The 26,464-nt window shown below is 61.4% G+C and carries 24 protein-coding genes; 11 read left to right on the forward strand and 13 right to left on the reverse strand.

Annotated elements, in window-relative coordinates; translation table 11 throughout:
* Positions 1-9: 9 nt before the first annotated feature.
* The 4 genes from A6U98_RS35190 to A6U98_RS35205 form a co-directional block, all read right to left on the reverse strand.
* Complete coding sequence (locus tag A6U98_RS35190) at positions 10-960, reverse strand: ABC transporter permease (protein ID WP_064655811.1); 951 nt, start codon at positions 958-960, stop codon at positions 10-12.
* Positions 957-1,904 (reverse strand): ABC transporter permease, encoded by a 948-nt coding sequence (locus A6U98_RS35195; RefSeq protein ID WP_064655812.1) that lies wholly within the window; start codon positions 1,902-1,904, stop codon positions 957-959. Before A6U98_RS35195 ends, A6U98_RS35190 begins: the two co-directional genes overlap by 4 nt.
* Entirely contained in the window at positions 1,901-3,352 is a 1,452-nt protein-coding gene (locus A6U98_RS35200; protein WP_064655856.1) for a sugar ABC transporter ATP-binding protein, read from the reverse strand. The genes A6U98_RS35195 and A6U98_RS35200 overlap by 4 nt, the downstream gene beginning before the upstream one ends.
* Before the next feature lie 72 nt (positions 3,353-3,424).
* Complete coding sequence (locus A6U98_RS35205; protein ID WP_024321508.1) at positions 3,425-4,441, reverse strand: ABC transporter substrate-binding protein; 1,017 nt, start codon at positions 4,439-4,441, stop codon at positions 3,425-3,427.
* A 281-nt stretch (positions 4,442-4,722) separates the two neighbouring features.
* On the opposite strand from A6U98_RS35205, the gene A6U98_RS35210 reads away from it, so the two are divergent.
* Positions 4,723-5,961 carry a sensor histidine kinase gene (locus A6U98_RS35210; RefSeq protein WP_064655813.1) on the forward strand — a complete coding sequence of 413 codons (1,239 nt, stop codon included), beginning with the start codon at positions 4,723-4,725 and terminating at the stop codon, positions 5,959-5,961.
* A 13-nt stretch (positions 5,962-5,974) separates the two neighbouring features.
* On the forward strand, positions 5,975-6,697 hold the full coding sequence (locus A6U98_RS35215) for a response regulator transcription factor (RefSeq protein ID WP_025396860.1): 723 nt from the start codon (positions 5,975-5,977) through the stop codon (positions 6,695-6,697).
* 27 nt (positions 6,698-6,724) lie between these two features.
* Here the strand turns inward: A6U98_RS35215 and A6U98_RS35220 are convergent, their stop codons facing one another.
* Entirely contained in the window at positions 6,725-8,050 is a 1,326-nt protein-coding gene (locus A6U98_RS35220) for a PLP-dependent aminotransferase family protein (protein ID WP_064655814.1), read from the reverse strand.
* A gap of 100 nt (positions 8,051-8,150) precedes the next feature.
* On the opposite strand from A6U98_RS35220, the gene A6U98_RS35225 reads away from it, so the two are divergent.
* The 7 genes from A6U98_RS35225 (at position 8,151) to A6U98_RS35255 (ending at position 15,896) form a co-directional block, all read left to right on the forward strand.
* On the forward strand, positions 8,151-9,113 hold the full coding sequence (locus tag A6U98_RS35225; protein WP_064655815.1) for a hypothetical protein: 963 nt from the start codon (positions 8,151-8,153) through the stop codon (positions 9,111-9,113).
* Positions 9,114-9,187: 74 nt separating this feature from the next.
* Positions 9,188-10,075 (forward strand): ABC transporter substrate-binding protein, encoded by an 888-nt coding sequence (locus A6U98_RS35230; RefSeq protein WP_064655816.1) that lies wholly within the window; start codon positions 9,188-9,190, stop codon positions 10,073-10,075.
* Positions 10,072-11,001, forward strand: coding sequence for an amino acid ABC transporter permease (locus tag A6U98_RS35235; RefSeq protein WP_064655817.1), 930 nt, complete (start codon positions 10,072-10,074; stop codon positions 10,999-11,001). The genes A6U98_RS35230 and A6U98_RS35235 overlap by 4 nt, the downstream gene beginning before the upstream one ends.
* Positions 10,998-11,777, forward strand: a complete 780-nt coding sequence (locus A6U98_RS35240) for an amino acid ABC transporter ATP-binding protein (RefSeq protein WP_064655818.1) — start codon at positions 10,998-11,000, stop codon at positions 11,775-11,777. The genes A6U98_RS35235 and A6U98_RS35240 overlap by 4 nt, the downstream gene beginning before the upstream one ends.
* Before the next feature lie 70 nt (positions 11,778-11,847).
* On the forward strand, positions 11,848-13,038 hold the full coding sequence (locus A6U98_RS35245; RefSeq protein WP_064655819.1) for a M20 aminoacylase family protein: 1,191 nt from the start codon (positions 11,848-11,850) through the stop codon (positions 13,036-13,038).
* A gap of 117 nt (positions 13,039-13,155) precedes the next feature.
* Positions 13,156-13,635, forward strand: coding sequence for an MEKHLA domain-containing protein (locus tag A6U98_RS35250; protein WP_064655820.1), 480 nt, complete (start codon positions 13,156-13,158; stop codon positions 13,633-13,635).
* Positions 13,636-13,781: 146 nt separating this feature from the next.
* Complete coding sequence (locus tag A6U98_RS35255) at positions 13,782-15,896, forward strand: carboxy terminal-processing peptidase (RefSeq protein WP_064655821.1); 2,115 nt, start codon at positions 13,782-13,784, stop codon at positions 15,894-15,896.
* A gap of 64 nt (positions 15,897-15,960) precedes the next feature.
* Here A6U98_RS35255 and A6U98_RS35260 read toward each other — a convergent pair whose 3' ends face one another.
* The 5 genes from A6U98_RS35260 to A6U98_RS35280 are packed head-to-tail and all read right to left on the reverse strand — an operon-like array spanning position 15,961 to position 21,325.
* Entirely contained in the window at positions 15,961-16,962 is a 1,002-nt protein-coding gene (locus tag A6U98_RS35260; protein WP_064655822.1) for an oligopeptide/dipeptide ABC transporter ATP-binding protein, read from the reverse strand.
* Positions 16,959-17,930: an ABC transporter ATP-binding protein gene (locus A6U98_RS35265; protein WP_064655823.1), complete on the reverse strand. Its 972-nt coding sequence runs from the start codon at positions 17,928-17,930 to the stop codon at positions 16,959-16,961. Before A6U98_RS35265 ends, A6U98_RS35260 begins: the two co-directional genes overlap by 4 nt.
* Positions 17,930-18,847, reverse strand: a complete 918-nt coding sequence (locus A6U98_RS35270; protein ID WP_064655824.1) for an ABC transporter permease — start codon at positions 18,845-18,847, stop codon at positions 17,930-17,932. Before A6U98_RS35270 ends, A6U98_RS35265 begins: the two co-directional genes overlap by 1 nt.
* Complete coding sequence (locus A6U98_RS35275) at positions 18,844-19,764, reverse strand: ABC transporter permease (RefSeq protein WP_064655825.1); 921 nt, start codon at positions 19,762-19,764, stop codon at positions 18,844-18,846. The genes A6U98_RS35270 and A6U98_RS35275 overlap by 4 nt, the downstream gene beginning before the upstream one ends.
* 40 nt (positions 19,765-19,804) lie before the next feature.
* Entirely contained in the window at positions 19,805-21,325 is a 1,521-nt protein-coding gene (locus A6U98_RS35280) for an ABC transporter substrate-binding protein (RefSeq protein ID WP_064655826.1), read from the reverse strand.
* A gap of 213 nt (positions 21,326-21,538) precedes the next feature.
* On the opposite strand from A6U98_RS35280, the gene A6U98_RS35285 reads away from it, so the two are divergent.
* The gene (locus A6U98_RS35285) at positions 21,539-22,324 is read left to right on the forward strand and encodes an IclR family transcriptional regulator (RefSeq protein ID WP_064655827.1); all 786 of its coding nucleotides are present in this window, start codon (positions 21,539-21,541) and stop codon (positions 22,322-22,324) included.
* A gap of 70 nt (positions 22,325-22,394) precedes the next feature.
* Positions 22,395-23,132: a ribonuclease activity regulator RraA gene (locus A6U98_RS35290; protein WP_064655828.1), complete on the forward strand. Its 738-nt coding sequence runs from the start codon at positions 22,395-22,397 to the stop codon at positions 23,130-23,132.
* A gap of 159 nt (positions 23,133-23,291) precedes the next feature.
* Here the strand turns inward: A6U98_RS35290 and A6U98_RS35295 are convergent, their stop codons facing one another.
* From A6U98_RS35295 to A6U98_RS35305, 3 genes are all read right to left on the reverse strand, one after another.
* Positions 23,292-24,257: a tripartite tricarboxylate transporter substrate binding protein gene (locus A6U98_RS35295; protein WP_245304610.1), complete on the reverse strand. Its 966-nt coding sequence runs from the start codon at positions 24,255-24,257 to the stop codon at positions 23,292-23,294.
* A gap of 188 nt (positions 24,258-24,445) precedes the next feature.
* Entirely contained in the window at positions 24,446-25,333 is an 888-nt protein-coding gene (locus A6U98_RS35300; RefSeq protein ID WP_064655829.1) for an amidohydrolase family protein, read from the reverse strand.
* Positions 25,333-26,355 (reverse strand): amidohydrolase family protein, encoded by a 1,023-nt coding sequence (locus A6U98_RS35305; RefSeq protein WP_064655830.1) that lies wholly within the window; start codon positions 26,353-26,355, stop codon positions 25,333-25,335. The genes A6U98_RS35300 and A6U98_RS35305 overlap by 1 nt, the downstream gene beginning before the upstream one ends.
* Positions 26,356-26,464 lie beyond the last annotated feature (109 nt).

The following is a 26,464-nucleotide window of genomic DNA, read 5'->3' on the forward strand; positions in this document are numbered from 1 at the left end:
TCTTCCCAATTATCGCATGCCGGCCCGGCGACCGCCGGCGAGCATGATGACGCTGATAATGATGAGGCCGGTCATGATCAGGCGGATGCCCGCGCCGAGCCCGTAGGTGTTGAGCATGGAGACGACCAGGAACATGAAGAGCGATGCGCCCCAGATCCCCGGCACGTTGGAATCGCCGCCGGCGACCGCAGTGCCGCCGATCACCACGACGGCGATCGACATCAAGAGATACTCCGACCCCATGTTGAGTGCGGCGCCGCCGGAGAAGCAGGCGAGCAGATAGCCTGCGACCGATGCGAGCACGGCGCAGAACAAGTAGGTGACGAAGCGTGTACCGTCGACCGGTATGCCGGCCATGCGGGCTGCCGGCATGCTCTGGCCGATCGCCGAGATCCAGCGCCCGCAGATCGTCTTCTCGAGCAGGAACCAGGCAAGCAGCGAGATGAGGAGTGCGACGATTGCCACGTTCGGCACGCCGAGCGTGTTCGACGTGGTGAATTCCGCCAGCACGCTCGGAGGCTTGATGCGTAATCCCCGGTTCGTCCAGATCGCCGCGGACTGGACGATGAAGCTCATCGACAGCGTGGCTATGATCGGCGGAATGCGCAGCGCCTTGATGAGTGCATAATTGCCGAGGCCGACGACAAGGCCAATGACGATGGCGACAAGAAGACCCGGCAGGATCATGCCGTTTTCGACATTCATCAGCTTCAGCGCCACCGTGCCGGCAAGCGTCATCGTGGCGGGAACCGAGAGATCGATGTTGCCGGGGCCGAGCGTGATGACGAACATCTGGCCGATGCCGACGATGACCGAGAAGGCCGCGAAGGTGAGGGCTGCCTGCGACAGGCCAAGCGTGCTGGCGCCGAGCGTCACCATGATCGTCAGGAACCAGACGACAAAGGCGGCAAGCCACGACCAGATCCAGGGTTTGCGGAATAGGCGCAGGAGCGGGGTCATCGGCGTTTCTCCCGCTTCTCCAGGCGGTTCAGCATCAGGCGGAGTGCCAGCACGATGATCAGGATCGCGCCCTGAGCACCGATCTGCCAGTCCGGCGAGATACGCAGGAAGGACAGGAACGAGCCAGCGAGCGTCAGCGTCAGCGCGCCGATGACGGCGCCGATCGGGGAGACGCGGCCGCCGATGAACTCGCCGCCGCCGAGGATCACGCCGGCGATCGACAGCAGCGTGTAGCGCAGCGCGATATTGGCATCGGCCGAGGTCGTCAGGCCGACCAGGGCGATGCCAGCGAGCACGGCAAAGAGGCCGGCAAGACCATAGGCGGCAGCGCGTGCCCCGACAATCGACCAGCCGGCGCGCTCGACCGAGCGCTGGTTGCCGCCAATGCCGCGCATCAGCACGCCGAGCGAGGAGCGCATGACGAGAAGATGGGCGACCAAGGCGATGACGATGCTGGCGACGATCGCCATCGGCGCCAGCGGCGGCTTGACGGTCATCAGCCAGCGAACCCAGTCCGGCGCCTGCCCGCCCGGTGCCGGCAGCAGCAATACGGCAAGGCCGCCCCAGACGAAGCTCATGCCGAGGGTCACGACAATGGAGGGCAGGTTGCGCAGATAGATGACGACGCCGAGCGCCGCATAGGTTGCGATCGCGCCGGCAAGGATCAGCACACCGATCAGGGGCGCATCCCGCAGAAAGGTCGCGGTGACGCAGGCGACGAAACTGACGAAGGCGCCCATCGAGAGATCGAGATCGTTCACCGCCATCACGATCATCTGGGCGATCGTCGCAAGCGCGATCGGCACGGCCAGGTTGAACAGCAGGTTGAGCCCGACATAGCTCATGGCGCGCGGCTGCAGCCAGAAGACGGCGGCGAGCAGCAGCGTCAGCGACAGAGCAGGAATGGCAAGACGCATGGCATCGGACGACAGCCGGAACGTCATGCGGCGACCCCTTCGAAGGAGGCGGCGATGATGTTCTTCTCGTTAACCGCGTCGCCGGCGAGTTCGGCCGTGATGCGGCCTTCGCGGAAGACGTAGACGCGGTCGCAGAGGCGGACCTCGTCCATCTCCGTCGAGTACCAGATAAAGGTGCGGCCGCGCGCCGCTTCCTCGCGAATGATGGCATAGACTTCCTGCTTGGTGCCGACGTCGACGCCACGCATCGGATCGTCCATCAGGACAACAGGTGCGCGCGTCGCAAGCGCGCGGGCAAAGAGCACCTTCTGCTGGTTGCCGCCCGAAAGCGACAGGATGCGGTTGTCCATATCGGGCGTGCGTATCTCGATCCGCCGCTTCCAGTCGGCGCCTTTCGTCTGTTCTTCATCCGCGAGGATAAGGCCGCGCCGGGAGAGGTCACCGAGCGAGGCGATGGAGAAGTTGCGCAGGATGCTCCACAGCTCGAAGACGCCGTTGAGGCGGCGGTCGCCGGCGACGAAGGTGACGAGCGGATCGCGCTCAGGCAGCCAGTTGCCAGACTGCGCCGCATGCAGGGCGAGCAGGAGCTCGGTCTGCCCGTGGCCGGCCAGACCGGCCAGTCCGATGATTTCGCCCTTGCGCGCCGCAAACGGAAGCCCCTTCGCTTGATGAGACAGAATGAGCTGTGCGGTGGATTGTTCGCGGGCCGAGCGCTGCTTTGTCTCCTCCTTCGCAACGGTGCCCATCGCTTCGACGAGGCCGTGATGGTCAAAGCCCTGTGCCGGACGTTCGGCGACGACGCGACCGTCCTTCATGACGACGATGCGGTCGGCGGTTTCGAGGATCTCGTGCAGGATATGCGAGATGAAGATGGCGGACCCGCCCGTGGCGATAAAGCGGCGGACATGGTCGAGCATCTGGCGGGCAAGGCTTGCATCGAGCGACGAGGTCGGTTCGTCGAGGATCACCAGCCGCGGCGCAATGCCTGCGTCGGAAAAGGCCATTGATATCTCGACCATCTGCCGCTCGGCGATCGAAAGATCCCCCACGGTCCGGCTGCTGTCGATGCCGTGGCCGGGAAAGACGGCGTCGAGGCTAGTCTCGATGATTTTTGCGGCGCGCCGCCGCCAGCCGAAGCCACCGAGATGGCGATGCATGATGCGCGTGTTCTCGACGATCGAAAGGTTGGGGCAGAGCGAAAGCTCCTGGAAGACGCAGCGCACGCCGCGGGCACGCGCGGCATTGATGCCATAGCGTTCCAGCCGTTCGCCGTCGCTCGCAACGCTTCCTTCGTGCGGGGTGAGACCGCCGTTGATCACGCTGACGATGGTGGACTTGCCGGCTCCATTGTGGCCGACAAGCCCGACGCATTCGCCCGGCATGACGCGAAGGGTCACGCCATCAAGGGCCCTGACCGCGCCGAAACTCACCTTGGCGCCATCGACCGCGATCACCGCCTTCAAAACGTCATCCATGCCGCCCGCCATGCCTGCTTCACAAAGAATTCCGCGCGGCCATTTACGGCCGCGCGGCAGTCGCCGGGAGAGTTACTTTGCCGACTCGATGACCTTGATTGCGTCTGCCTGCGTGTATTCCACGTTGGCGACGCCGCCGGCCTGGGTATTGGCGAGGTTGGTTTCGAGATTGTCCTGGTCGATGCGCAGGAAGGGCACGACGAGGTCTTTTTTGACTTCCTTGCCGTCGAGGATCTGCTGGGCCACCCAGAAAGCGAGCGTGGAGACGCCGGGCGCGATGGATACGGACATGGTCTCGTAGCTCTTCGCGTCCTTCTGCTCCTTCCACCACTTCAGTTCATCTTCGCGGTTGCCCATGATAATGATCGGCATCTTCCGGTCGGTTGCGGCAATCGCCTGTGCGGCGCCATAACCGTCACCACCCTGCGTTACCACGCCGGCGATGTCGGGCAGGCTCGGCAGGATGCCGGCAACAGCCTTCTGCGCCACGTCCTGCGCCCAGTCTCCGTGAACGGAGCCGACAATCTTGAACTGCGGGAACTGCTTGACACCCTCGTGGATGCCGGCCGAGATCTCGTCGTCGACGAAGACACCGGCAAGGCCGCGGATCTCGAGCAGGTTGCCGCCGTCCGGAAGTTTTTTCGACAAGTACTCGACCTCGCTGCGGCCCATTTCCTTGAAGTTGACGGCGATGCGCCAGGCGCAAGGTTCGGTCACGATGCCGTCAAAGGAAACAACGGTGATGCCGGCGTCGCAGGCTTCCTTGACCGCGCCGTTCAGCGCCGTCGGCGAGGCGGCGTTGAGCACGATGGCGTCATAGCCCTGCAGGATCATGTTCTGAATCTGCGCGGCCTGTTCCGTCGCCTGGTTCTCGGCGGTGGTGAAAGGGTCGGCTGCGGCAACGGTGCCGGCCTTCACGGCTTCGCCTGTCACCTTGCCCCAGCTCGTCAGCATGGCCTGGCGCCACGAGTTACCGGCATAATTGTTGGAAAGGGCGATTTTCTTGGCCGATGTCTCGGCAAAGGCGGAAACGGGCATCGCGGCGCATGCGATAGCGGCCGATGCCAGAAGCATCTTGCGGATTGTCATGTCTTCCTCCCTGATGATCGCGCCTGTCGGCGGATCGCTTCACTCCTGCCGGCCCACCTGGGTCCGAGTGAAAATTGTTCTTGCACTGAGCTTCCTCCTCTCAGTAAGGGCAGGATGCGGGAGATCGATCGGCCTGTACAGGGGCAAGGCGGCAATCCGTTTGCGGGTTTTGCGCAACAAGCTGCGGGTTTACGCAAGACGGCGGCGCTCTCGCAGGCGCTTACTGGGAAGGAGTCGCGGCGGGTTGAGGAGCCCGGCGCCGTCTCGGGGAGGAACTGACAATGCTGCATCTCGTACCCGCAGCCATGTTCGACCATTATCTCGGCATTTCCCGGCTGCTCGCGGGCCAGCTCGACTTCCGCTCGGCTATCCGTTCCGTCGCAGCCGAGGTCGCCCATATCATCCCGCACGACCATCTCGATGTCTGCGTGCTGCTTGAGGGCGGCAACTATCATACGGCCTATGAGACGGGCATCGAAACCGCCTGGGGCGGGCTTGCCGGCGCGCCTGTTGTCAACAGCCCGATCCGCTCGCTGCTCTGGGGCGAGGTGGATTTTCTGCTGGCGGACGACGCCATGACCGACCCGCGTTTCCACTTCGAGGGCGCATTCAAGCGGCCGATCGTTGAACAGTCGCTGAGAAGCCGCTTGCACGTGCCCATGAAGGTGCAGGGCACGATCATCGCGGCGCTCTCCTGTTCGTCGCACAGGGCGGGCGTCTATACGATGGAGGATATCGAACGCGCCCGCATCATCGCCGATCTGCTGACGCCCTATTTCTTCGCGCTGCAGGCGGCTGAGCAGGCGCAACGCTCGGCCATTGTCGAGGCGGAGGCCCGCGCCCGCGAGGAGGGCTTGCGGCAGGGTGCGCTCAAACTTACCGAAGCGCTGGAGCAGGAACGCCAGCGCATCGGCATGGACCTGCACGACCAGACGCTCGCCGACCTGACGCGGCTCGCCCGCCGGATCGATCGGCTGTCGCGCAACGGCGAGATGGCGCCCGAGGCGCTGGAACCGATCTCCCGTTCCCTGCAGCACTGCATGCAGGATCTGCGGCAGATCATCGAACAGGCAAAACCCTCCGTGCTCCAGCTCTTCGGCCTCGCCCAGGCGATCGAGCATCATCTGGACCGATCGACCCGCGACACGGGATCGGGCATCGAATGGGGCCTTGTCGACGAGACGCACGGCGCGCTGGAGCGACTGGAACCGACCGTCAGCGTCGCGCTGTTCCGGATCGCGCAGGAGGCGATCAACAATGCGGTGCGCCATGCCGCTCCGCTGGCCGTCATGGTGCGGCTCGAGGCCGACGACGATCGGCTGTCGATTGAAATCTCCGACGACGGGACCGGGCTCGCCAAGGCGCGGGGACGGATCGGCGGCGGCATCGACAATATGAAGACCCGTGCGCGGCTGATTTCGGCGCGGTTCACGACCGGGGCGGGCCACAACAATCGGGGGACAGTGGTGCGCGTCGTGCTACCGCTCGTACCGCACGACCCGCCGAGCGGGCCAAACTGAGGAGAAGGGCACCATGAAGGTTCTGATCGTCGAGGACGACCCGCTGCACCGGTCCTATCTGCACGAGGCGGTCAACGCGGCGCTGCCGGAATGCGACACGGTGATCGAGGCGGAGAACGGAACCGCCGGCGAGAAGCTCGCCCGCGACCACAAGTCGGCGCATATCGTCATGGACCTGCAGATGGCAAACCGCAACGGCATCGAGGCGGCGCGCACCATCTGGAAGGAGCGGCCGGAAACCCGCATCCTGTTCTGGTCGAATTACTCGGACGAGGCCTATGTGCGCGGCGTCTCGCGCATCGTGCCGGATGGCGCCGCCTATGGCTATGTGCTGAAATCCGCCTCCGACGAGCGGCTGAAGCTTGCGCTGCGCTCGATCTTCATCGAGAGCCAGTGCGTCATCGACCGGGAGGTGCGGGGCCTGCAGCAGAAGAGCCTCGGCCAGACGAACGGCTTCACCGATTCCGAATACGAGATCCTCGTCGATATCGCGCTCGGCCTCACAGACCGGGCCATCGCCAAACGTCGGGGCCTGTCGCTGCGCAGCGTGCAGAACCGCCTGCAGCAGCTCTACGACAAGCTCGACGTCTACCAGAGCGCCGGCGACGACCACGAGGACGGCCGCTTCAATCTGCGCGCCCGTGCCGTCACCGTCGCCTTCCTGCGCAAACTCCTGAATTACAGCGCTCTGGAGCGGGCGGAGGCAGAGCTGCAGGAGTGGCTTGAGGGAAAGTAGTACGCGGGCCGCAGGCCGCCCCTACCTTCACGGCGCATGAGCCAAAGCGATCGCATCGGCCGCTTCCTCGCAGCGATCGCTGAGCGTGCTGGTCGCCACTCGAATATGACTGCTTGGCAAGACGGAGAATTTGTTGCCCGGGTTGACGGCGATATTGCGTGCGGCGAGCGTCACCATCGCGAATGGTTCGGAGACGACGGGCACCCAGAGGCACAGGCCCTGGCCTGGCGGTATCGGTATTCCCCGTTCGCTGAGCGCTTCGGCAAGAGCGTCGCGCCTCTGCTGATAGATCTCGCGCGTCTCGCCGATAAGCTGCCAGGTTGCCGGATCGCGCAATAACCAGGCGGCGGCACCTTGCAGGATACGGCTGGTCCAGCCGGCACTGAAGGAGCGGTAAGACTGGATCTGATCGACGATAGGCGCGGAACTCGACAGAACCGCGAGACGCAGATCCGGGCCGAGGCTTTTCGAGAGCGACAGGATATGGATCGTCCGCTCCGCAAATCGGCCGCCGAGCGACTGCGGAGGTGCCGCCGACACGTCGCCCACGCCATCGTCCTCAATGACAAGCGTATCGCTGTCTTCCAACACATCGCCGAGCTGATCGAGGCGGGACGAACTGACCGTAACGCCGGTCACGGAATGCAGCCGCGGCTGGAACAGGAAAGCCGCCGGACGTTGCCGCAATGCTTCGCGCAGCGAATCCGGCAGGGGGCCTTCGCCATCGCAGGCGACAGGGATGATTTTCACGCCGAGATCTTCCAGAATATCGAGCAGTCGCATGGCGGTCGGATGTTCGATCGCGACCGACGAGCCCGAGGAAACCAGCGCATGCAATATCGTATAGACGGCGTTGTAACCGCCATTGGTGGCCAGAAAAGCTTCCGCCTCATAAGGCCATCGCTCTGAAACGGCGTCCTTCAACTCAGGGACGATCCGGCTCCGCTCATAGCTGTTGAGATCATCGACGGACGCGCCATAGGCCATCGCTTCGGCGAGGCGAGGAAGAAGTGCTGCATCCGGCCCGGCCAAGGTAAGGTCGAGCACACCTGCCCTATAGTTTCCCGAGCTGGCAAGGCGTTCCGGCTTGGCGACAAAGCGGTCGCCGCTGACCCAGGTGCCGTTGCGCCCCCGGCCGCTGATGATCTTCTGCCGCCGCAATTCGCTCCAGGCTTCGGAGATCGTCGCCGGACTGACATGCAATTCGTAAGCGATATCGCGGATCGCCGGCAGGCGTGTCCCAATGGGCAGGACACCGGCACGGATCAGCGCGCTCGTTTCGAGAGCAATGCCCCTGATGCTCCGGTCGGCTATTTTTTCGGCAAACCAGGAGGCTTCGACCGTGTCGCCCATTTTTTTCTCACTTTAAATGTTCAATAACGTAATAACATTTGTACTCGCCATTTTGAACATTTAATTTGCCCCTCGTCGAGCCATTTCAGTGAGTTTTTGCATGCCTGTGACGCTACGCATCGCCCTTAGAGACTGGGACTACATGACACCCCTTGTGCTCGGTGATGTCAGTTCTTCCCGTCTCGATATCAAAGTGGATCGTGTGGGCACGCTGATCTCCAGCCTCACCGATGACGCGGCGCATGACGCCGCGGAAATGTCCTTCAGCCGCTATTCGCAGATGCGTCATGACGGCGATGATCGGGTCATTGGCATGCCGAACTTCATCATGCGCGGCTTCCGCCATCGCTGCATTATCACCGCCAAGGCCAGTCCGATCCGCAAGCTGTCCGATCTGGCCGGCAAGAACATCGGCGTGACCGGCTGGCGTGATTCCGGAAATACCTGGACCCGTGCTGCTTTGCGCCGGGAAGGCGTCGGCGTCGAGGATGCCATGTGGTATGCCGGGCGCCTGACGGAGGTTCATCCGATCGTCGACCGTCTCGATGGTTTTGGACGGCCTGGCCGCATCGAGGCTGCTCCCGGCGAGCGCCCGATGGTCGATCTTTTGCTGGATGGCGGGCTCGATGCTGTGTTCACGCCTTTCATGCCGAAAGGTTTCTTCGATCAGGAATCGCGGCTCCGCCAGGTGCTGGATGATTTCCGCGCCGCTGAAGTCACTTACTTCCACGAAGTCGGCTACATCCCGGGCATGCATCTGATCGGCTTCAAGGCTGGTATCGTCCAGGAGCATCCCTGGATCATGGATGAACTCAGCGAACTGATCGACGAGTCCCAGCGCCTGTGGCTGGAAAAGCGCGAGAAATACGCCGACACAACACCGTGGATGATCGACGAACTGCGCCGCTGCGCGGCTGATCTGCCGCCGACCTGGAGAGCCAGCGGGCTAGCTGAGAACGAGGCAATGATCGCCGACTTTGCCGAGGAACTCTACGAACAGAAGATCATGCCGCGCCTTTTGACGCCCGCCGAGCTGTTTCCGCGGCACGCCAAAGCCAGGTGAACAAGGCCTGGGGAAACCCTTCGCAGGCCTCATCGTTGAATTACCATTTTCGTAAAACCAAAAAGGGGAATGACATGTATTCGAAACTGATCGCTTCCGCCGCCCTGCTGGCTCTGATGACGACTTCGGTCTTCGCTGAGGAGGCAGCTGTACCAAAGCAGACCGTCAACGACGCCCTTCGCGCGCGCCTGCCGGAGAAGATCCGCACGGACGGCAAGATGATCTCCGTCAACAATGGTTCCTTTCCTCCCTATGAGATCGTCACCGGTACGAAATTGACCGGCGCCAGCGCCGATCTGACCGATGCGATCGGCCAGATGCTCGGCGTTACGATCGAGCACGAAACCGTCAGCGGGTTGAGCGCGTTGCTCGCCGGCATCAATTCCGGCCGATACCAGTTCGCCTTCGGCCCGATCGGTGACTTCAAGAGCCGTGAAGAGGCCAATGATTTCGTCGACTGGGTTCAGGAATACGTGGTCTTCTCGGTCCAGAAGGGCAATCCGAAGGCCATCAGTTCGCTCGATAGCGCCTGCGGCAATCGCATCGCCGTCATGGCCGGCGGCTCCGCCGAAAAGGTGATCCAGGCCCAGGTCGAAAAATGCAAGACGGACGGCAAGCCTGCGCCCGAAGTGCAGTCCTATACCGACCAGCCGAGCTCGATCCTGGCAGTCCGCTCCAAACGCGCCGATGCCTTCTTCTCCTCGCAGGCGCCACTGACCTATTTCGTGTCTCAGGCAAACGGACAGTTGGAACTGAGCGGCGTCGGCCAGAAAAACGGGTTCGACGATCTCTATCAGGGCGCCGTCGTGCCGAAAGGCTCGCCGCTCGGCCCCGTTCTGCTCGACTCGATCAAGGCGTTGATGGATAACGGCGCCTATGCCGCCATCATGAAGAAGTGGGGTCTTGAGAACAACATGATCAAGCAGCCCGGTCTCAATCTTGGTGGAGTCCTGCCGAAATGAGCAATGACCGCACGACTGCCGCACCGCCTTCGGGCGGTGCAGACTTCCGGGATGTTGCCCACGCCCACAAGCCTTTTCAAACGGGCCGGCTCGTCCTGTGGGTGGTGGTGCTCCTGATTGCCGCGAACTTCCTGTGGATCGTCGCCCATAACGAGAATTTCGGCTGGCCGGTCGTCGCGGCCTATTTCTTCGATCCGACTGTCATCAGTGGCCTTTACGTCAGCCTGGGCCTCACAGTGGTCGCGATGGCTATCGGCATCGTTCTCGGCCTTGGACTGGCGATCGCCCGGCTGTCGAATGACCGGCTCGCACGTTCGCTGGCATCGCTGTTCATCTGGTTCTTTCGCGGCACGCCGCTGCTGGTGCAACTGATCTTCTGGTACAATCTCTCGACCCTCTTTCCCGAACTTTCGATCGCTATTCCGTTCGGCCCGACGCTCGCCAGCTGGGAGACCAATTCGGTGATCACGCCGATGACGGCGGCGATCGTCGGCCTTGCCTTGAACGAAGCGGCCTATATGGCCGAGATCATCCGCGGCGGCCTGCTCTCGGTCGATCGCGGCCAGTTCGAGACGGCGGAAGCCTTCGGCATGACCAAGGCGAGGGCGCTGTGGCGGATCATCATTCCGCAGGCGATGCGCTCGATTGTTCCGCCGACGGGCAACCAGCTGATCAGCATGATCAAGGCAACCTCGCTCGTCAGCGTCATCGCCATGGCCGATCTGCTCTATTCCGTCCAGTCGATCTACAATCGCACCTTCGAGATCGTGCCGATGCTGCTGGTCGCGGTCCTCTGGTACCTCTTCATCACCTCCATCCTCAATCTCGGCCAGAGCTATATCGAGGCCTATTACGGTCGCAGCGAACGGCGCAACAACACCGCTGCCGCCAGATCCGAGACCCTTGTCGAGGAGGCAAGCCATTGACCGGTGCCGAAATTGCAAAGCCGCTCGTCAGAGTCCGAAACGTCCACAAGTCCTTCGACCAGCTCGAAGTGCTGAAGGGGATCGACCTCGACGTCATGCCGGGTGAAGTCGTCGTGGTGCTCGGCCCGTCCGGCTCGGGAAAATCGACCTTCCTGCGCTGCATCAACCATCTCGAGGCCATCAATAAGGGGTTCATCGAAGTCGATGGCGAACAGATCGGCTATCGCCTGCGCAAAGACCGGCTGGAAAAGCTGTCCAGCAACGGGATCGCCAGCCAGCGGCGCAAGATCGGCATGGTGTTCCAGCAGTTCAATCTCTATCCGCATATGACGGTGCTGCAAAACATCGTCGAGGCTCCGATCGGCGTGCACGGAGATAGCCGCAAGGCCGCAACCGAGAACGCCCTGCGGCTTTTGGAGCGGGTGGGTCTGTCGGAAAAGGCGGGCAGCTATCCCCGCCAGCTCTCCGGCGGTCAGCAGCAGCGCGTCGCCATCGCCCGCGCCCTTGCGATCAAACCCAAGCTGATGCTGTTCGATGAGCCCACCTCGGCGCTCGACCCGGAACTGGTGGGCGAAGTTCTCTCCACCATGCGCGATCTCGCCAAACAGGGCCTGACGATGATCGTCGTGACCCACGAGATCGGTTTCGCCCGTGAGGCGGCCGATCGCGTCGTGTTCATGGACGGCGGCAATGTCGTCGAGATGGGCAAGCCCGAGGATGTCATCGGCAATCCGCAGCATCCCCGGACCCAAGCCTTTCTCGCCCGTTTTCTTTGACCAATGTCTGCCGGCTGCTTCGACCCTCGGGCCGTAGCAGCGACCCATTCTATCAAGACTGGATGTTCTCATGCCCACGCTCGACAATGCCTATGCCCGCGTTTCCGACTTCGAAGCCATGGAGGCGGAGCTAAAGGCGATCCGCCAGTACCTGCATGCCCATCCGGAACTCTCTTTCGAAGAGGCGGAAACGGCGCGCTACGTTGCAGAAAAGCTGGAAGGCTGGGGTTATGAGGTGACCCGCAATGTCGGCGGCCACGGCGTTGTCGCGCGGCTCAGCGCAGGCGACGGCAGCAAGAGCATCGCCATCCGCGCCGATATGGATGCGCTGCCGATCGTCGAGGCAACCGGACTTGCCTATGCCAGCGGCACCCCCGGCAAGATGCATGCCTGCGGCCATGACGGCCACACGACCGTCCTGCTCGGCGCCGCCGAATATCTCGCTCGCACCCGCCGCTTCAACGGCACGGTGACGCTGATCTTCCAGCCGGCGGAAGAGGCGAGCAAGAATAGCGGCGCCCAGGCGATGATCGCCGACGGCCTGTTCGAGCGGTTTCCGTTCGACGCCATCTTTGGCCTCCATAACCATCCCGGCGCTCCCGAAGGCACCATCCTGCTGCGATCCGGTCCGATGATGGCGGCGTCTGATACCGTCGATATCACCATCAAGGGCAAAGGCGGCCATGCCTCGCGCCCGCACCTGACCGTCGATCCTGTGGTCGTGGCGTGCAACCTCGTCGTCTCGCTGCAGACGATCATCTCGCGCAACCTCGATCCGACGCAGACGGCGGTCATCACCGTCGGCACCATCCATGCCGGCGATGCCGTCAACGTCATTCCTGAGTATGCCAAGCTCGCATTGAGCGTGCGCTCCTTCGAGCCTGGCATTCGCGACCTCCTGCAGGAACGCATCACCAAGCTCGCCCGCTCGGTGGCAGAAGGGCACAATGCTTCCATCGAGATCGACTACGATCGCGGCAATCCTGTCGTCGTCAATTCGCCTGCCGAGACGGATTTTGCCCGGATCGTCGCCGCAGAACTCGTCGGCGAAGACAAGGTGGCGACCTGCCCGCTCATTCCCGGCAGCGAGGATTTCTCGCATTTTCTCGAACACAAGCCGGGCAGCTTCCTGCGTCTCGGCAATGGCATGAATTCCGCCATCCTGCATAGCGCCAAATATGATTTCGCCGATGCCAGCCTGACGGTTGGCGCAGCCATGTGGGCAAGGCTCGCGGAACGCTACCTCCAGGATGACGCCTGAAGTCCCGATCGCCCAGCTTGACCGCGTCCATTTGGAACTTGCACTTTCTGTAGCGCAAAGGATTTTGTAGCGAGACCATCACGTCAACATCTCTCGCCGCAATCCAGGATGCGCAGTATGATTGCCAACTATAACGACGCCGGCCTCGACTTGTCTTACGATCTCGAATTTTACGCACTGATGGCGGAAAGTTTCGAACGAAGCGTGGGACACAGCCTGACGCCGGAAGGCCAGGGTGCTGAATGGCTTTATGACCAGTCGCCGGCAGTTGTCCTTGCCCATAATACCGACGCCGATCCGCGCTTCATCTACGCAAACCGCGCTGCCCAGGCCTGCTTTGAATATTCGTGGGACGAGTTCATTACTTTGCCATCGCGTCTTTCGGCGGAGGCGCCCGATCGCGCCGAACGTGACAGGTTGTTGAATGCGGTGGCGGCCAACGGCTTTATCGCCGACTACCGCGGACTTCGCATCGCCAAGTCAGGGCGGCGTTTCTATATCGAGAAAGCCATCGTCTGGGATCTCATCGACCGCAGCGGATGCCGTCGCGGTCAAGCTGCGACATTCGATTCTTGGCAAGACGTGCAGGCGGATTGAACGCCGGCTGCGGCGACCGACCACGAGCCGGATATGTTTCCGCGACTTGCAAACCATGTTGTTTGCCATTTGGTTGCCAAAAAACCATGATTGCGTCACATAGATCGCACATCGACATCAGGCACTAAGAATTGGATCAAAGCTGAATGCGCATAGCCTACGTTTTCTTTGGTGCATTTCTTGCAATTGCACAGTCCGCATATGCTGAAGTCGCATCACCGCCTGTTTTGGCCCCGCTAAAACGACAGGCGCAAGCCGCTGAGTTGAGCGCACAATTTCTTTCGCGGTATAGCTACAAGTCCGTTCCACTCGACGACGCCTTGTCGGCCAGGATCATGGATGGGTTCATCAAGTCACTTGATCCGGACCGCATGCTCTTCCTGCAAGCCGATGTCGACAGGTTCATGTCTGATCGCAGCGAGATCGACGATGCGATAGAACGGAAGGACTTGAAGATCCCGTTTGCAATTTTCAACGCCTATGAACAGCGCGTTGTCGACCGCATGAACTACGCACGCAGCCTGCTTAAGCAGAATTTCGATTTCAGTGCGCAGGAAAATTATTCTGTGCTGCGCGATAAAGAGCCGTGGCCGCAGTCGGAAGCCGAGAGCAATGAGCTTTGGCGCAAGCGCGTCAAAAGCGACTGGTTGCGGCTGAAGCTGGGCGGCAAAACCGACGCAGCCATTCGCGAAACACTCGACAAACGTTATGAAAACACGCTCGAGCGCGTTTACAAGTTTAAAAGCGACGACGTTTTCCAATCTTTCATGGACGCCTACGCAACGTCGATCGATCCGCACACGGACTATTTCGGTGCGGCCGCTTCAGCCGATTTCAATGTCTCGATGAAGCTTTCGCTGTTTGGTATCGGTGCTGTGCTGCAGGAACGCGACGACTACACGACGATCCGTGAGCTCGTGCCCGGCGGGCCGGCGCAGCTGTCCGGCAAGCTCGCGGTCGGAGACCGCATTACCGGCGTTGGTCAAGGCAAGGATGGCGCGATCAAGGAAGTAGTGGGCACGCGCCTTGATGAAGTCGTGCAGATGATACGCGGAAAAAAAGGCTCTGTCGTGCGGCTGGACATCCTGCCGGCAGATGCCGGAGCAGATGGCACGCATCGCGTCATCAGCCTGGTGCGCGATAAAATCAGTCTCGACAAGCAGGCTGCCAGGAAGACTGTGCTGTCCGTAAAAGTGGGCGAATCCACGCGTAAAATCGGGATCATCACGCTGCCGGTCTTCTATGAGGATTTTGAAGCCAAGCGCAAAGGGGATGAGGATTACAAAAGCGCAAGCCGCGATGTCGCCAAGCTTCTCGACGAGCTGAAGGAAGAAAAAGTCGACAGCGTTCTCATCGACCTGCGCAACAATGGCGGCGGTTCATTGGACGAGGCAATTGATTTGACCGGTCTGTTCATCGGCAATGGCCCGGTGGTTCAGCAACGCGGCAGCGATGGCAAGGTCGAGGTGAGGAGCTCGGAGCTTGCAGCGCCCGTCTGGACGGGCTCGATGGGTGTCCTGATCAATCGCGGCTCGGCCTCGGCTTCGGAGATTTTTGCCGCGGCGATCCAGGATTACGGTCGAGGCGTGATCGTCGGCGAACCCAGTTTCGGCAAGGGTACGGTTCAAACCGTCGTCGATCTTGACCAGATCGTCCGCAACAGCAAACCCGAATACGGGGAGCTGAAAGTGACGATTGCCCAGTTTTTCCGGGTCAACGGCGGGACGACGCAGCTGCGCGGCGTGACGCCTGATATCAGCTTGCCGGGACTGTCCGATCCGACAAGCTTCGGCGAGACCAGTTATGATAATGCCCTGCCATGGGCTGAGATCAAGCCCGCGAAATACGCGCCCGCCGACACTGTCACGACGTTGCTGCCGACATTGCAAAGCCGCCACGATGCGCGGATTAAAAGCGATCCGGACTTCCAACGCCTGTTGAAAGACATTGCCGATCTCAAGGCGCAGCGCGAAAAAGGGGTTATCTCCCTCAACGAAGCCGAACGTCGCAAAGAAGCAGCTGCTCGCGAGAAACGGTTCAAGGATCGAGCGGAAGCAGGGGACGGCGAGGATCTTGGTGATGATGGACTGGAGGCAGGCGAGCGCAGCCTGAGCGCTGATATTGCCATCGAGAATGCCCGCAAGAACGCAAAAGACGTCCTGCTCGACGAGGCAGCCGCCATTCTTGCCGACGAAGCGGATTTGCAGCAAGGCGTGCTGAAGGCAGCCACGAAACAAACGGGAAAAACGGACGGAAAATAATCATACCCGACCGGCGCAACGGCATGTGCAGCTTTGCGATCACCTCGCCATAGTGAGCCTGGGTTCAGGTTCCCACATGGCGAGGGATCTCGTTGGCGATTTCCGGATCGGCGTGATGACAGGCGGTCAGAAGACCAGGGGCCGCCGTTCGCGCGGTCAGGGCAGGCTCCTGTTCTGCGCAGATCGACGTTGCTTTCGAGCAACGCGTTCGAAAACGGCATCCGCTGGGCGGATTTGCGGGGCTCGGCAGATCGCCCTGCAGAACGATGCGCTTGCGCTGCGCGCGACGTCTCGGATCCGGAGTCGGGACCGCCGACATCAGGGCCTGCGTGTAGGGATGGGCCGCCGCGCTGAAGATCGATTGCTTCGGCCCCGTTTCGATGATCTTGCCGAGATACATGACCATGACACGGTCCGAGACATGCCGCACGACGGCGAGATCATGCGCGACGAACAGCATCGCCAGATTGCGTTCGCGCCTCAGTCCGGCGAGCAGGTTGATCACTTGCGCCTGGACCGAGACGTCGAGGGCCGAGACAGGCTCGTCGCAGACAAGAAGTGTCGGATTGAGCGCGAGCGCGCGGGCAATGCCAAGGCGCTGCCGCTGGCCGCCTGAAAATTCCGAGGGATAACGGTCCGCATGCTCGGCGCGCAGCCCCACGGATTCGAGTAGCTTGACCGTCTCCTCACGCCAGTTGCTTTTAGGCACGACCCCCGGGTGCAACGCCCAGGGTTCGGAAATCAGCCGATCGACCCGCATGCGGGGATTGAGCGACTGGTAAGGATCCTGGAAAACGACCTGCATCTTGCGGCGCAATTCATGCAGCCGCCGGCCGCTGGCTGTCGTAATGTCCACGCCGTCGAGCAAAGCGCTGCCGCTTGTCGCCGGCCCAAGCTTCAGGAGCGTCCGAACCAGCGAGGTTTTGCCGCAACCGCTTTCGCCGACGAGGCCGAGCGTCTCTCCATTGGCAATCTCGAAGCTGACATCATCGACGGCACGCACAGGCGCCGAGGCGCTGCCGAAGTGCCGGGAAAGGTTTTGGACCTTGAGCAGAGGTTCGATCATACTGGTGATACCGGGAAGTGGCAGGCGGCCTGGCGGCCCGGCCCTACGGTTTCAAGAGAGGGGACGACCTCGGCACAGAGCCCTTCGGCGCGTGGACAGCGGGTTCTGAATGCGCAGCCGGAAGGCAGCGCGACAGGATTGGGCGCAGAGCCGGGGATCGGCACCAATTCGTCTTCATCCGTGTCCATGCGCGGCTGCGAAGCAAGCAATCCGACGCTGTAGGGATGGCGGGCGTCCTCGAACAGTTCAAAGACGCTTGCGGTCTCGACGACACGGCCGGCATACATGACGGCGACGCGATCGGCGAGTTCGGCAACGACGCCGAGATCATGGGTGATGAAGATCATGCCGGCATCGCTGCGTTTGCGGATTGTCTCCAGAAGATCGACCACCTGCGCCTGGATCGTGACGTCGAGCGCTGTCGTCGGCTCGTCTGCGATGATGACATCCGGTTCCAGTGCCACGGCCATGGCGATCATGATGCGTTGGCGCATGCCGCCCGAAAACTCGTGCGGATATTGCCTGGCACGGCTTTCAGGGTCGGGAATGCCGATAGCCGTCAGGAGGTCGATCACGGCCTTTTCGACACCGCCTTTGGGAGTGCGGCGGTGGATGCGGAACATTTCGGCGATCTGCCAACCCACGGAATAGACCGGGTTGAGCGCTGCGAGCGCATCCTGAAAGATCAGGGCGATCCGGTCGCCGCAAAGATCGCGCCGTTCGTTCCGCGAGAGCTGCAACAGCTCGACACCGTCGAAGCGGATAGACCCTTGATTGATTTCGCCCGGCGGGTTGGGAACGAGATCCATGATGGCCGATGCGGTCACCGACTTGCCGGAGCCGCTTTCGCCGAGAAGCGCCAGGACCTCTCCTCGCTCAAGCGAAAAGGAAACGCCGTTGAGCGCCAGGATGCGGCCAGCGGCCGTATCGAAACTGACCTGCAAGTCCTTGACTTCGAGAAGAGCCATCAGCGCCTCCGGCTGACAAGACGCCAGTGCTGCGACGGGTCATTGACGATCCGGAACCAGTTGGCGAGGAGATTGAAGGACATGGTCGTGAGCATCACAGCCAGGCCGGGGAAAAAACCCAGCCACCAGGCGGATGACAGATATCCCTGGCCCTGCGCCACCATCAGACCCCAGCTCACTGCAGGCGGCTGGATACCGAGGCCGAGATAGCTCAGCCCGGATTCGAACAGCATGACCATGGCGAGATTAACCGAGGCGAGTGTCAGCATCGTGGGAGCGACGCTCGGGAGAATGTGATTGCGCAATATCCAGACAGGCCCGCCGCCAAAGACGCGTGCCGCATCAACGAAAAGCCTCTCCCGGACTTCGAGAGTTTCGGCTCTTGCGACGCGGATATAGGCAGGCATGCGGGTAACGGCGAGCACGATGATGAGGTTACCGACGCTCGGGCCGAACAGGTAGAGCCCGAAGAGCGCCACCAGCAGCGTCGGAAAACCCAGGATAATGTCGCACACTCGCATGACAAGGTTGCCGATGATGCCGCCGAAGTAACCGGCGATCACGCCGAGCAGCGTTCCGCCGATCAGGCTCGTCAGCACGGTCACCAGCGCTATGCCAATGGTGGTCGATGCCGCCTGGATGAGGCGAACGAGAAGCGGGCGCCCGAGGGCGTCGGCGCCCAGCCACAACGTCCAGGACTGGCCGAAGTCGAAGGGCGGCAGGTTGCGCGCCTTCAGCGAAATGCGGGTTTCGCCTAGCAGCGACGATGCATCGGCAAGAATGGCAAGGACGACGATCAGCAGCCAGATTGTCGCAGCGACCGCCATCGGGTCACCCGCGAGCGCGCGCATGAACCACAGAATGCGGCGGCTTCGGCGCTCGCGGGCGGGTAGGACGTCGGCGGACGTGCTAGTCATTCGACCCTCACACGCGGATCGATCGAGGCATAGAGCATGTCGACCAGGATATTGATGAAGAAGATGACGACGGCGACCGCGAAGATCGATGCCTGGACGATCGCGAAGTCGCGCTTCAGGATGCCGTCGATCAGCAGCTTGCCGATGCCGGGAAAGCCAAAAACAACCTCGACGACCCCACCGCCACCAGCGAACTGGGCGGCGAGGTCACCGGTCACGGTCACCGCGGGCAGGAGGGCATTGCGCAGTGCATGCACGAAGGTAACCCGGCCGCCGCGCGCGCCCTTGGCCCGCGCAGTCCGGACAAATGTCGCGTTCAGTGCTTCGATCATCGAGCCGCGGACGATCTGCACCAGCGTCCCGAACGGTCGGGCAAAAAGACAGGCAACCGGCAGGATCCAATAGATCGGACCGCCGAAACCCGATGTTGGCAGAACGCGCAAGGTGACGGCAAACAGCAGGACGCCCATCAGCCCGAGCCAGAAATCCGGCACGCTGGCCGCTGCCTGCGACAGCACGTTGATGCCCCGGTCGATCCAGCCGCCGGCATTCACAGCGGCAATCGATCCGATGATGACGGCAGCGATGAAGGCCAGGGTCAAGGCAATGGCACCGAGCGCCAGCGTATTCGGCAACGCCTCCAGGACAACATCCATGGCCGGGCGGTTGTGCCAAAGCGACGTGCCGAAATCGAGGCTCAGCATGTCCCCGGCCCAATCGAGGAATTGCCACGGGAGGGAGCGATCGAGGCCGAGCCGGACGCGCATGGCTTCGCGGGCCGCATCCGAGGCATCGACGGGCAGGTAGAGATTGACGGGATCGCCCGTCAACCGCACGAGGAAGAAGGCGGATGTCATCAATGCTGCAAGTGCAAGTGCCGCAAAGGCCGCACGTTTCAGGAAGTAGGTGAAGGACATCCGCTCTCCTCAAGGGACGTTCGGCGACCAGCCTGGGCGGTCAGCGGTAGCTGATCGATTTAAGCTTGATCTCGTTGCCGGCCTGCACATCGGGCGTGTAGGTGACGTTCTCGGCGACGCGGGCAATCGTGACCATGTGGAACAGCGGGACGATATTGACCGCATCGACGGCGATGTAGCTGAACGCCTCCTCGAACAGTTTCTTGCGTTCGTCGCCGGTTGCCTTCGACGCGTCGGCAATCAATGTGTCGAGCTTGGCATCGGCGATGGTCGACTGGTTGCCGTCGGTGGTAAAACGGTTCGGCAGCGTGAATACGGCGTCGCCTTCGGTGTTGTCGATCTGCGTCTGCAGGATCGACGGCTGACGTTCCTTGTCCCAAGGCTTCAGCAGCTTCTTCAGCCACGGGCTTGTTTCAAGCATTTCGAGCCGGGCATTGAAGCCGGCATCCGCGAGCATTGCCTGAATGGCTTCCAGACTTTCGGACGAATTGGGATAGATGCCGATGCGGCCGTAGATAACGATTTCCTTGTCGACCGGCACGCCATCGGCTTTCGCTGCGGCGAGTAAGGATTTTGCTTTTTCGGGATCATACGTCCAGACGGGGATGTCGGGATTGAAGCCGAAGACGGACGGCGGCACCGCCTGCATCGCCTTTTGCGCATCCTGGTGGAAGATGGTGCCGACAAGGCCGTCCCGGTCGATCGCAAGATTAAGGGCCTCACGCACGCGTTTGTCGTTGAGCGGCGGAATTTCTGCGTCGATCCTCAGCAGCGAGGTTTCGGCGTTCGGGAAGGCATGATCCTGTTCCGTGGTGCCGTCCTGGGGCGCTATTTCATATGCGATCTGTGCTTCACCGGTGGCGACCATCGCCGCGCGAACAGCGGATTCGGCGCGCCAGATCATGGTCGCGTTCTTGATCGCCGGCTTGTCGCCCCAATAGCCGTCATAGGCCACGAGGTCGACCGATTGCCCGGGCGTCCACGCTGCAAGCTTGTAAGGTCCGGTTCCAGCCGGGGAGCGCGACTTGCCGTCGTTCGGGGTCGCCGGCGAACCGATGTCCACGGCGGACATCTTGTTCGGCAGGATCGGCTCGACGATATCAGTTTTGATGAGGAGGGTCGTCGGGTTCACCGCTTCTGCATTGAACTTGACGCCCTTCAGCGTTGCAAGTCCGACTTCGCAGGCCAGTGCCGGATCCTGCGCCCGCTTGAGAGCGGCAACGACTGCATTGGCATCGAACGCCTTGCCGTCGTGGAAGGTGACGTCGTCGCGGAGCTTGAATTCCCAGGTCAGCTCGTCCACTTGCCGCCAGCCGGTGGCAAGGCTCGGGACGACCGATCCGTCGGCCGGGCTCAGATTGACCAGCGCTTCCGTGATGTTGTTGTGCAGAATGCGAGAGTTGCCCGAAAGGTCGGTATCACAGGGATCGAGCGACTTCGGTTCGTCGGTCACCACCACCGTCAGCTTATCCGAGGCAGCGTCGGCGCGAATTGCGCTGCCCGGAGCCAGCAGAAATGCCAGTCCGATGCTCAGCGCACCAATTGCCTTCATCGTCTTCATGAATCCCTCCTCCGGGTCCAAATGAGCGGCATCCCGTCCATCGCAGTGCCGTCTTGTGAAAACCATCCGGTTGCGCACCGCCTCGGCGGGTATCCAAATGGCTTTACTTCCTCCGCCAAGCGCGTAGTGTCAAATGTGACACTCACACCACCGAGCATGCTCGCTCAGTCCGGCGAAGTCAATATTATAACTCTCATCTGGAATTCAAAGTTCATGATTGAACCAAAACATGGATCACCCGTCGTCGAGAAGACCGCCCACCTGCTTGAGGCAGTCGCCGATGCGAAGACGGGAATTTCCCTGGCCGCGCTGGTTGATCAGCTTGGAGTTCCCCGTTCGACCGTTTATCGGATCCTCAATTCATTGGCCGCGCACGGGCTTGTGGCGCGGGTGAATGGTGGAGCTTCCTACGAATTGGGGCCAAAATTCGTCGAGCTTGCGCGGCGTATCTCGCCCGGCGCCGACAGGGCAACGGTGATCGAGGCGGCAAGGCCGATCCTGACGGCAGCGGCTGACCGCATTTTCGAATCCTTCAGACTGGCTGCGCCTGAAGGCAACGAGATGATGACGATATTTGCGGCCTCCAGTCCCGGCGATTATTCGCTTTTCATCAAGGTCGGCAGCCGGTCGCGTAAACATGTCGGCGCCGCCGGCAAGCTCGCCCTTGCCTATTCGGACTACGGTGACATCGAGTCTTATTGCAGCGGCGGACTGGAGTCGAAGACGCCATACACGATTACCGATCCGGAGGCGCTGAAGGAAGCACTCGTTGAAATTCGGCGCAATGGATGCGCCGAGGACAATCAGGAATCCAACCTTGGCCTCCGGGCCTTTGCCGCGCCCGTCTTCGATTCCGAAGGTCGACTCGTCGCGACGATTAGCGTCCCGTTTATTGGTGAAGCGACGCCGGACAGGGCGCGCGCAATCAAGCGCGAGGTCGTGGAGAGTGCTGCCATCTTGACAAAGGCGATCAACGGGAAGCAACCTTTATCCAAATAAGAAACATCAAATTCTTTATTGAACTATCTTCTCGTTATGCTAGAGCTTCCACCGGACAAGGGAGGATCTCATGACGGCTTTGGACCCATCAGTTTACGCAAAGCTTTTGCGGACGAATTCTGCAAGTCTCAGCACTCTGTTGCTGAAGCGCGGCCTCAAGAACACCGCGGTTCGCGGCGTCCAGCCGCTGACAAGCGCCGGCAAGCCGATGATCGGCCCTGCCGTCACCGTACGTTACATTCCCGCCCGGGAGGATATCGACGGTTCGACTTACAGTTCGGATTCATCCAATCAGCAGCGCAAGGCCATCGATACGATCCCTGACGGCCATGTTCTCGTCTTCGATTGCCGTTCATTGGCGGAAGTCGCCGGCATCGGCGCCATGCTCGCCCGTCGCCTCGTCTATCGTGGCGCCGCCGGTCTCGTGCTCGACGGCGGCGTCCGCGATACGGCCGATATCGCGCAGCTGGGACTCCCGACCTACTGCATGGGACCGGCAGCGCCGGCAAACCTGGTTGCCCACCATGCCTCAGACATGAACCAGCCAATTGCCTGCGGCGGCGTCGCGGTTTATCCCGATGACATCATCTTTGGCGACAGCGAAGCGGTGATCGTTATTCCGCGGGAATATGTCGATGACATTGCCGAAGAAGCTGTCGCGATGGAGGAGCAGGAAGAGTTTCTCAAGCTCGAAATCGAGTCAGGCAAATCGACCTTGGGCGTATACCCGCCAAACCAGGAGACCCTGGAACGTTATGAGGCCTGGCGCCAAGCGAGATTGCTGAAAAGTTCCATCATCGCCTCCTAGAACAGGATGAAGCCCGAGCCCGTCGCTGAAGACGGCGACCGAAAAGATCGTCAGCCGCAGCGGCGGGATGATCGCGAAGTGGATGAGTGGGCTGCCGGATCGGCTGGCGGCGCGATGCGGCCGGCTGAGGCACGGGAAGGCTGGCGGACGCGTTACGATCTATTGCCGCGCGATGCCCGCATCCTTTATGACCTTTGACCACTTGTCGATATCAGCCTTCAGCCGATCGCCGATTTCTTGCGGCGTGCTGGAACGGGCCTCGACGCCGAGATCCGCGAACCGCTTCTTGACGTCGGGGTCGCCAAGAACCTCGACGAGCGCCGTGTTCAGTTTGTTCACGACGGCCTGAGGTGTGCCTGCGGGGGCGAAGATGCCGTTCCAGGATGTGACATCGAACCCCTTTACCCCTTCTTCCTGGGCCGTCGGAACGTCCGGCAAGAGGATAGAACGGGCCGAGCCAGATGATGCTATCGCAACAGCCTGGTTCTGCTGAAGTGCCGCCTTTAGCGCCGTCTGGCTATCGATTATCAGGTCAAGCTCCCCACCGAGAAGGGCAACTTGTAGATCCGGCGTGCCCTTGTAGGGAACGATCGTGAGGTCCACTCCGGCCGTCGATTTGAAGAGTTCGGCCGCAAGGTTCTGGCTGCTCCCGACATTAATCGTCCCGACATTGAGCGCGCCCGGGTTTGCGCGGGCTGCTTCGAGAATATCCTTGAGGGATTTGAATTTACCATCCGCCTTGGTCACGAATACGAAGTCGAAATAGGCGAGGCTGGATACCGGAACGAAATCGGCGACGGGATCGAACTGCAGGTTTTTGAACAACGGAACGCTGACTGCGGTTCCGTTCGACAGCAGTGCAAGCGTATATCCGTCTGGCTCCCCATTCAGTGCCACCCGTGCGGCGACCGATCCTCCCGCGCCAGGCTGATTCAGGATGACGATCTGTTTCCCAAGCTTTTTGCCGAGAGAATCCGCAACGATGCGCGCAGTGATGTCGGCAATTCCACCAGGGCCGAAGGGAATGACAAGACTGATCTCGCGGCTCGGATAGTCGTCCTCCTGCGCCGGTGCTTCCACCGCCATCGCGAGTCCTAGAACGAGCGCCGGGATTATCGATTTCATCAATGTTACGATCCGCCGGGATGGCGTGCTCACTCGTTGTCCTATGCTCATGTTCATAATCTCCTCCTCTTGATAGATGCCGATGCACGCAGCGATGTCCGCACGACCGATGCATGAATGCGTTGCGCATCCAGATCGGCGCCCTCCACCTGCGTGAAATGCGTCGCCCAGCCATCCCCGAAGGCGGGTTACCGCCAGTAGAGCCGCATAGGATTGTCAACCAGCAGCTTGCGCTGAAGCTCCTCGGACGGCGCGATGCGCGGGATGATGTCCACCAGCACGCCGTCGTCAGGCATATGGTCCTTCATGTTGGGATGCGGCCAATCGGTGCCCCACAGAACACGCCCCGGGAAGCGCTCGACCAGCGTCCGCGCAAACGGAACGACGTCGTCGTAGTTCGGTGGGCCTGATCGCGACAATCGCTCCGGGCAGCTCACCTTGCTGACGACATTTTCATGCTCTGTCATGAAGCGGATGAAGCGGCCGAACTGCGGGCCATCGACAGGCTGGGAGACATCCGGCCGGCCCATGTGGTCGACCACGACGGTCGTCGGCAGCGAGGTGAAGAAGTCCCAGCGCTCCTCGAGATCGGCCGCCTCGAAATAGATCACCACCTGCCAGCCAAGCGGTGCGATACGGTCGATGATCGCACGATAATAGGCATCCGGTTTCGGGTCGACCAGGCGGCGAACGAAGTTGAAGCGCACGCCGCGCACGCCTGCGTCATGCAGATCGGCGAGCTCCCGGTTCGTCACCGTGTCGCGCACCGTCGCGATCCCGCGAGCACGATCGCCGGCCGCATGCAGCGCATCGACCAGGGCACGATTGTCGGCGCCGTGGCATGTCGCTTGGACGATGACGTTGCGCTCGAATCCGAGAAAATCACGCAAGGAGAACAGTTGCTCTTTGCCGGCATCGCAGGGTGTATATTTCCTCTCGGGCGCATAGGGAAACACATCCCCAGGCCCGAAGACATGGCAATGCGCATCGACTGCACCCGACGGCGGAACGTAGCGCGGTTTGCTCGGGTCGGGATGATAGCGGAGCCAATCGGGATCCATCTGGAAATTGGCCATCACAGCCCCCGTGCCTTGAGCTGTTCATCGAGACGCGGATAAACGCGGCGCGTGTTGAGTTCGAACACCTTCCGCTTGTCCTCATCGGATATCGTCAGAGCTTCGATATAGCGCTTGGTGTCGTCGAAATAGTGCCCCGTCTGCGGGTCGATCCCGCGCACTGCGCCAACCATTTCCGATCCGAACAGGATGTTTTCCACATCGATCACCTCGAACAACAGGTCGATGCCCGGCTGATGATAGACGCAGGTATCGAAATAGACGTTGTTCATCACGTGCTCGGCCAGCGGCGGCCGCTTCAGCATGTCGGACAGGCCGCGATAACGGCCCCAGTGATAGGGAACGGCTCCGCCTCCATGCGGAATGATGAACCGCAGCGAGGGGAAATCCCCAAACAGGTCGCCCTCGACGAATTGCATGAAGGCAATGGTGTCTGCGGCAATGTAATAGGCGCCGGTCGCATGCATCGCACAATTGCAACTGCCGGAAACGTGGATCATCGCGGGAACGTCGAGTTCCACCATCTTTTCGAAGAAGGGGTACCAGGCGCGATCGGTGAGCGGCGGCGAATCGAACTTGCCGCCGGAAGGATCGGGATTGAGATTGCAGCCGACGAAGCCGAGTTCGTTGACGCAGCGCTCCAGCTCATCGATCGCGTTGGCGATCGAGACTCCAGGGGATTGCGGCAATTGGCAAACGCCCACGAAAGTCTCGGGATAGAGATCGATCACGCGCTTGATCAGATCGTTGGAACGGCGCGCCCAGACCTTTGCCACCAATTCTCCGCCGATATGCGGCGCCATCGCCGAAGCTCGAGGCGAGAAAATGGTCATGTCGGCGCCGCGCTCGCGCAGCAGCCGCAGCTGATTGGCCTCGATGGTCTCGCGGATCTCGTCGTCGGAGATGTCTGGATAGGCGGGATCGATATCGCCGCCCGATTTGATGGCGGCCTCCTGTCGTGCTCGCCATTCGCCATGGAGCGCAGGGGCCGTGGTATAGTGGCCGTGGCAGTCGATGATCATATCTTTGAGGTTCCTGTAGCGGCAAAGATGCGTTCGCCTCGGCAGCCAATCCAGCGGGCGAAGCGGAAAGCATGGGGAGCCAGCCGGCGGTAGCGCGGCTTAGCCCCTG

This window comes from Rhizobium sp. WYCCWR10014, from assembly GCF_001657485.1.
Taxonomy (GTDB): Bacteria; Pseudomonadota; Alphaproteobacteria; order Rhizobiales; family Rhizobiaceae; genus Rhizobium.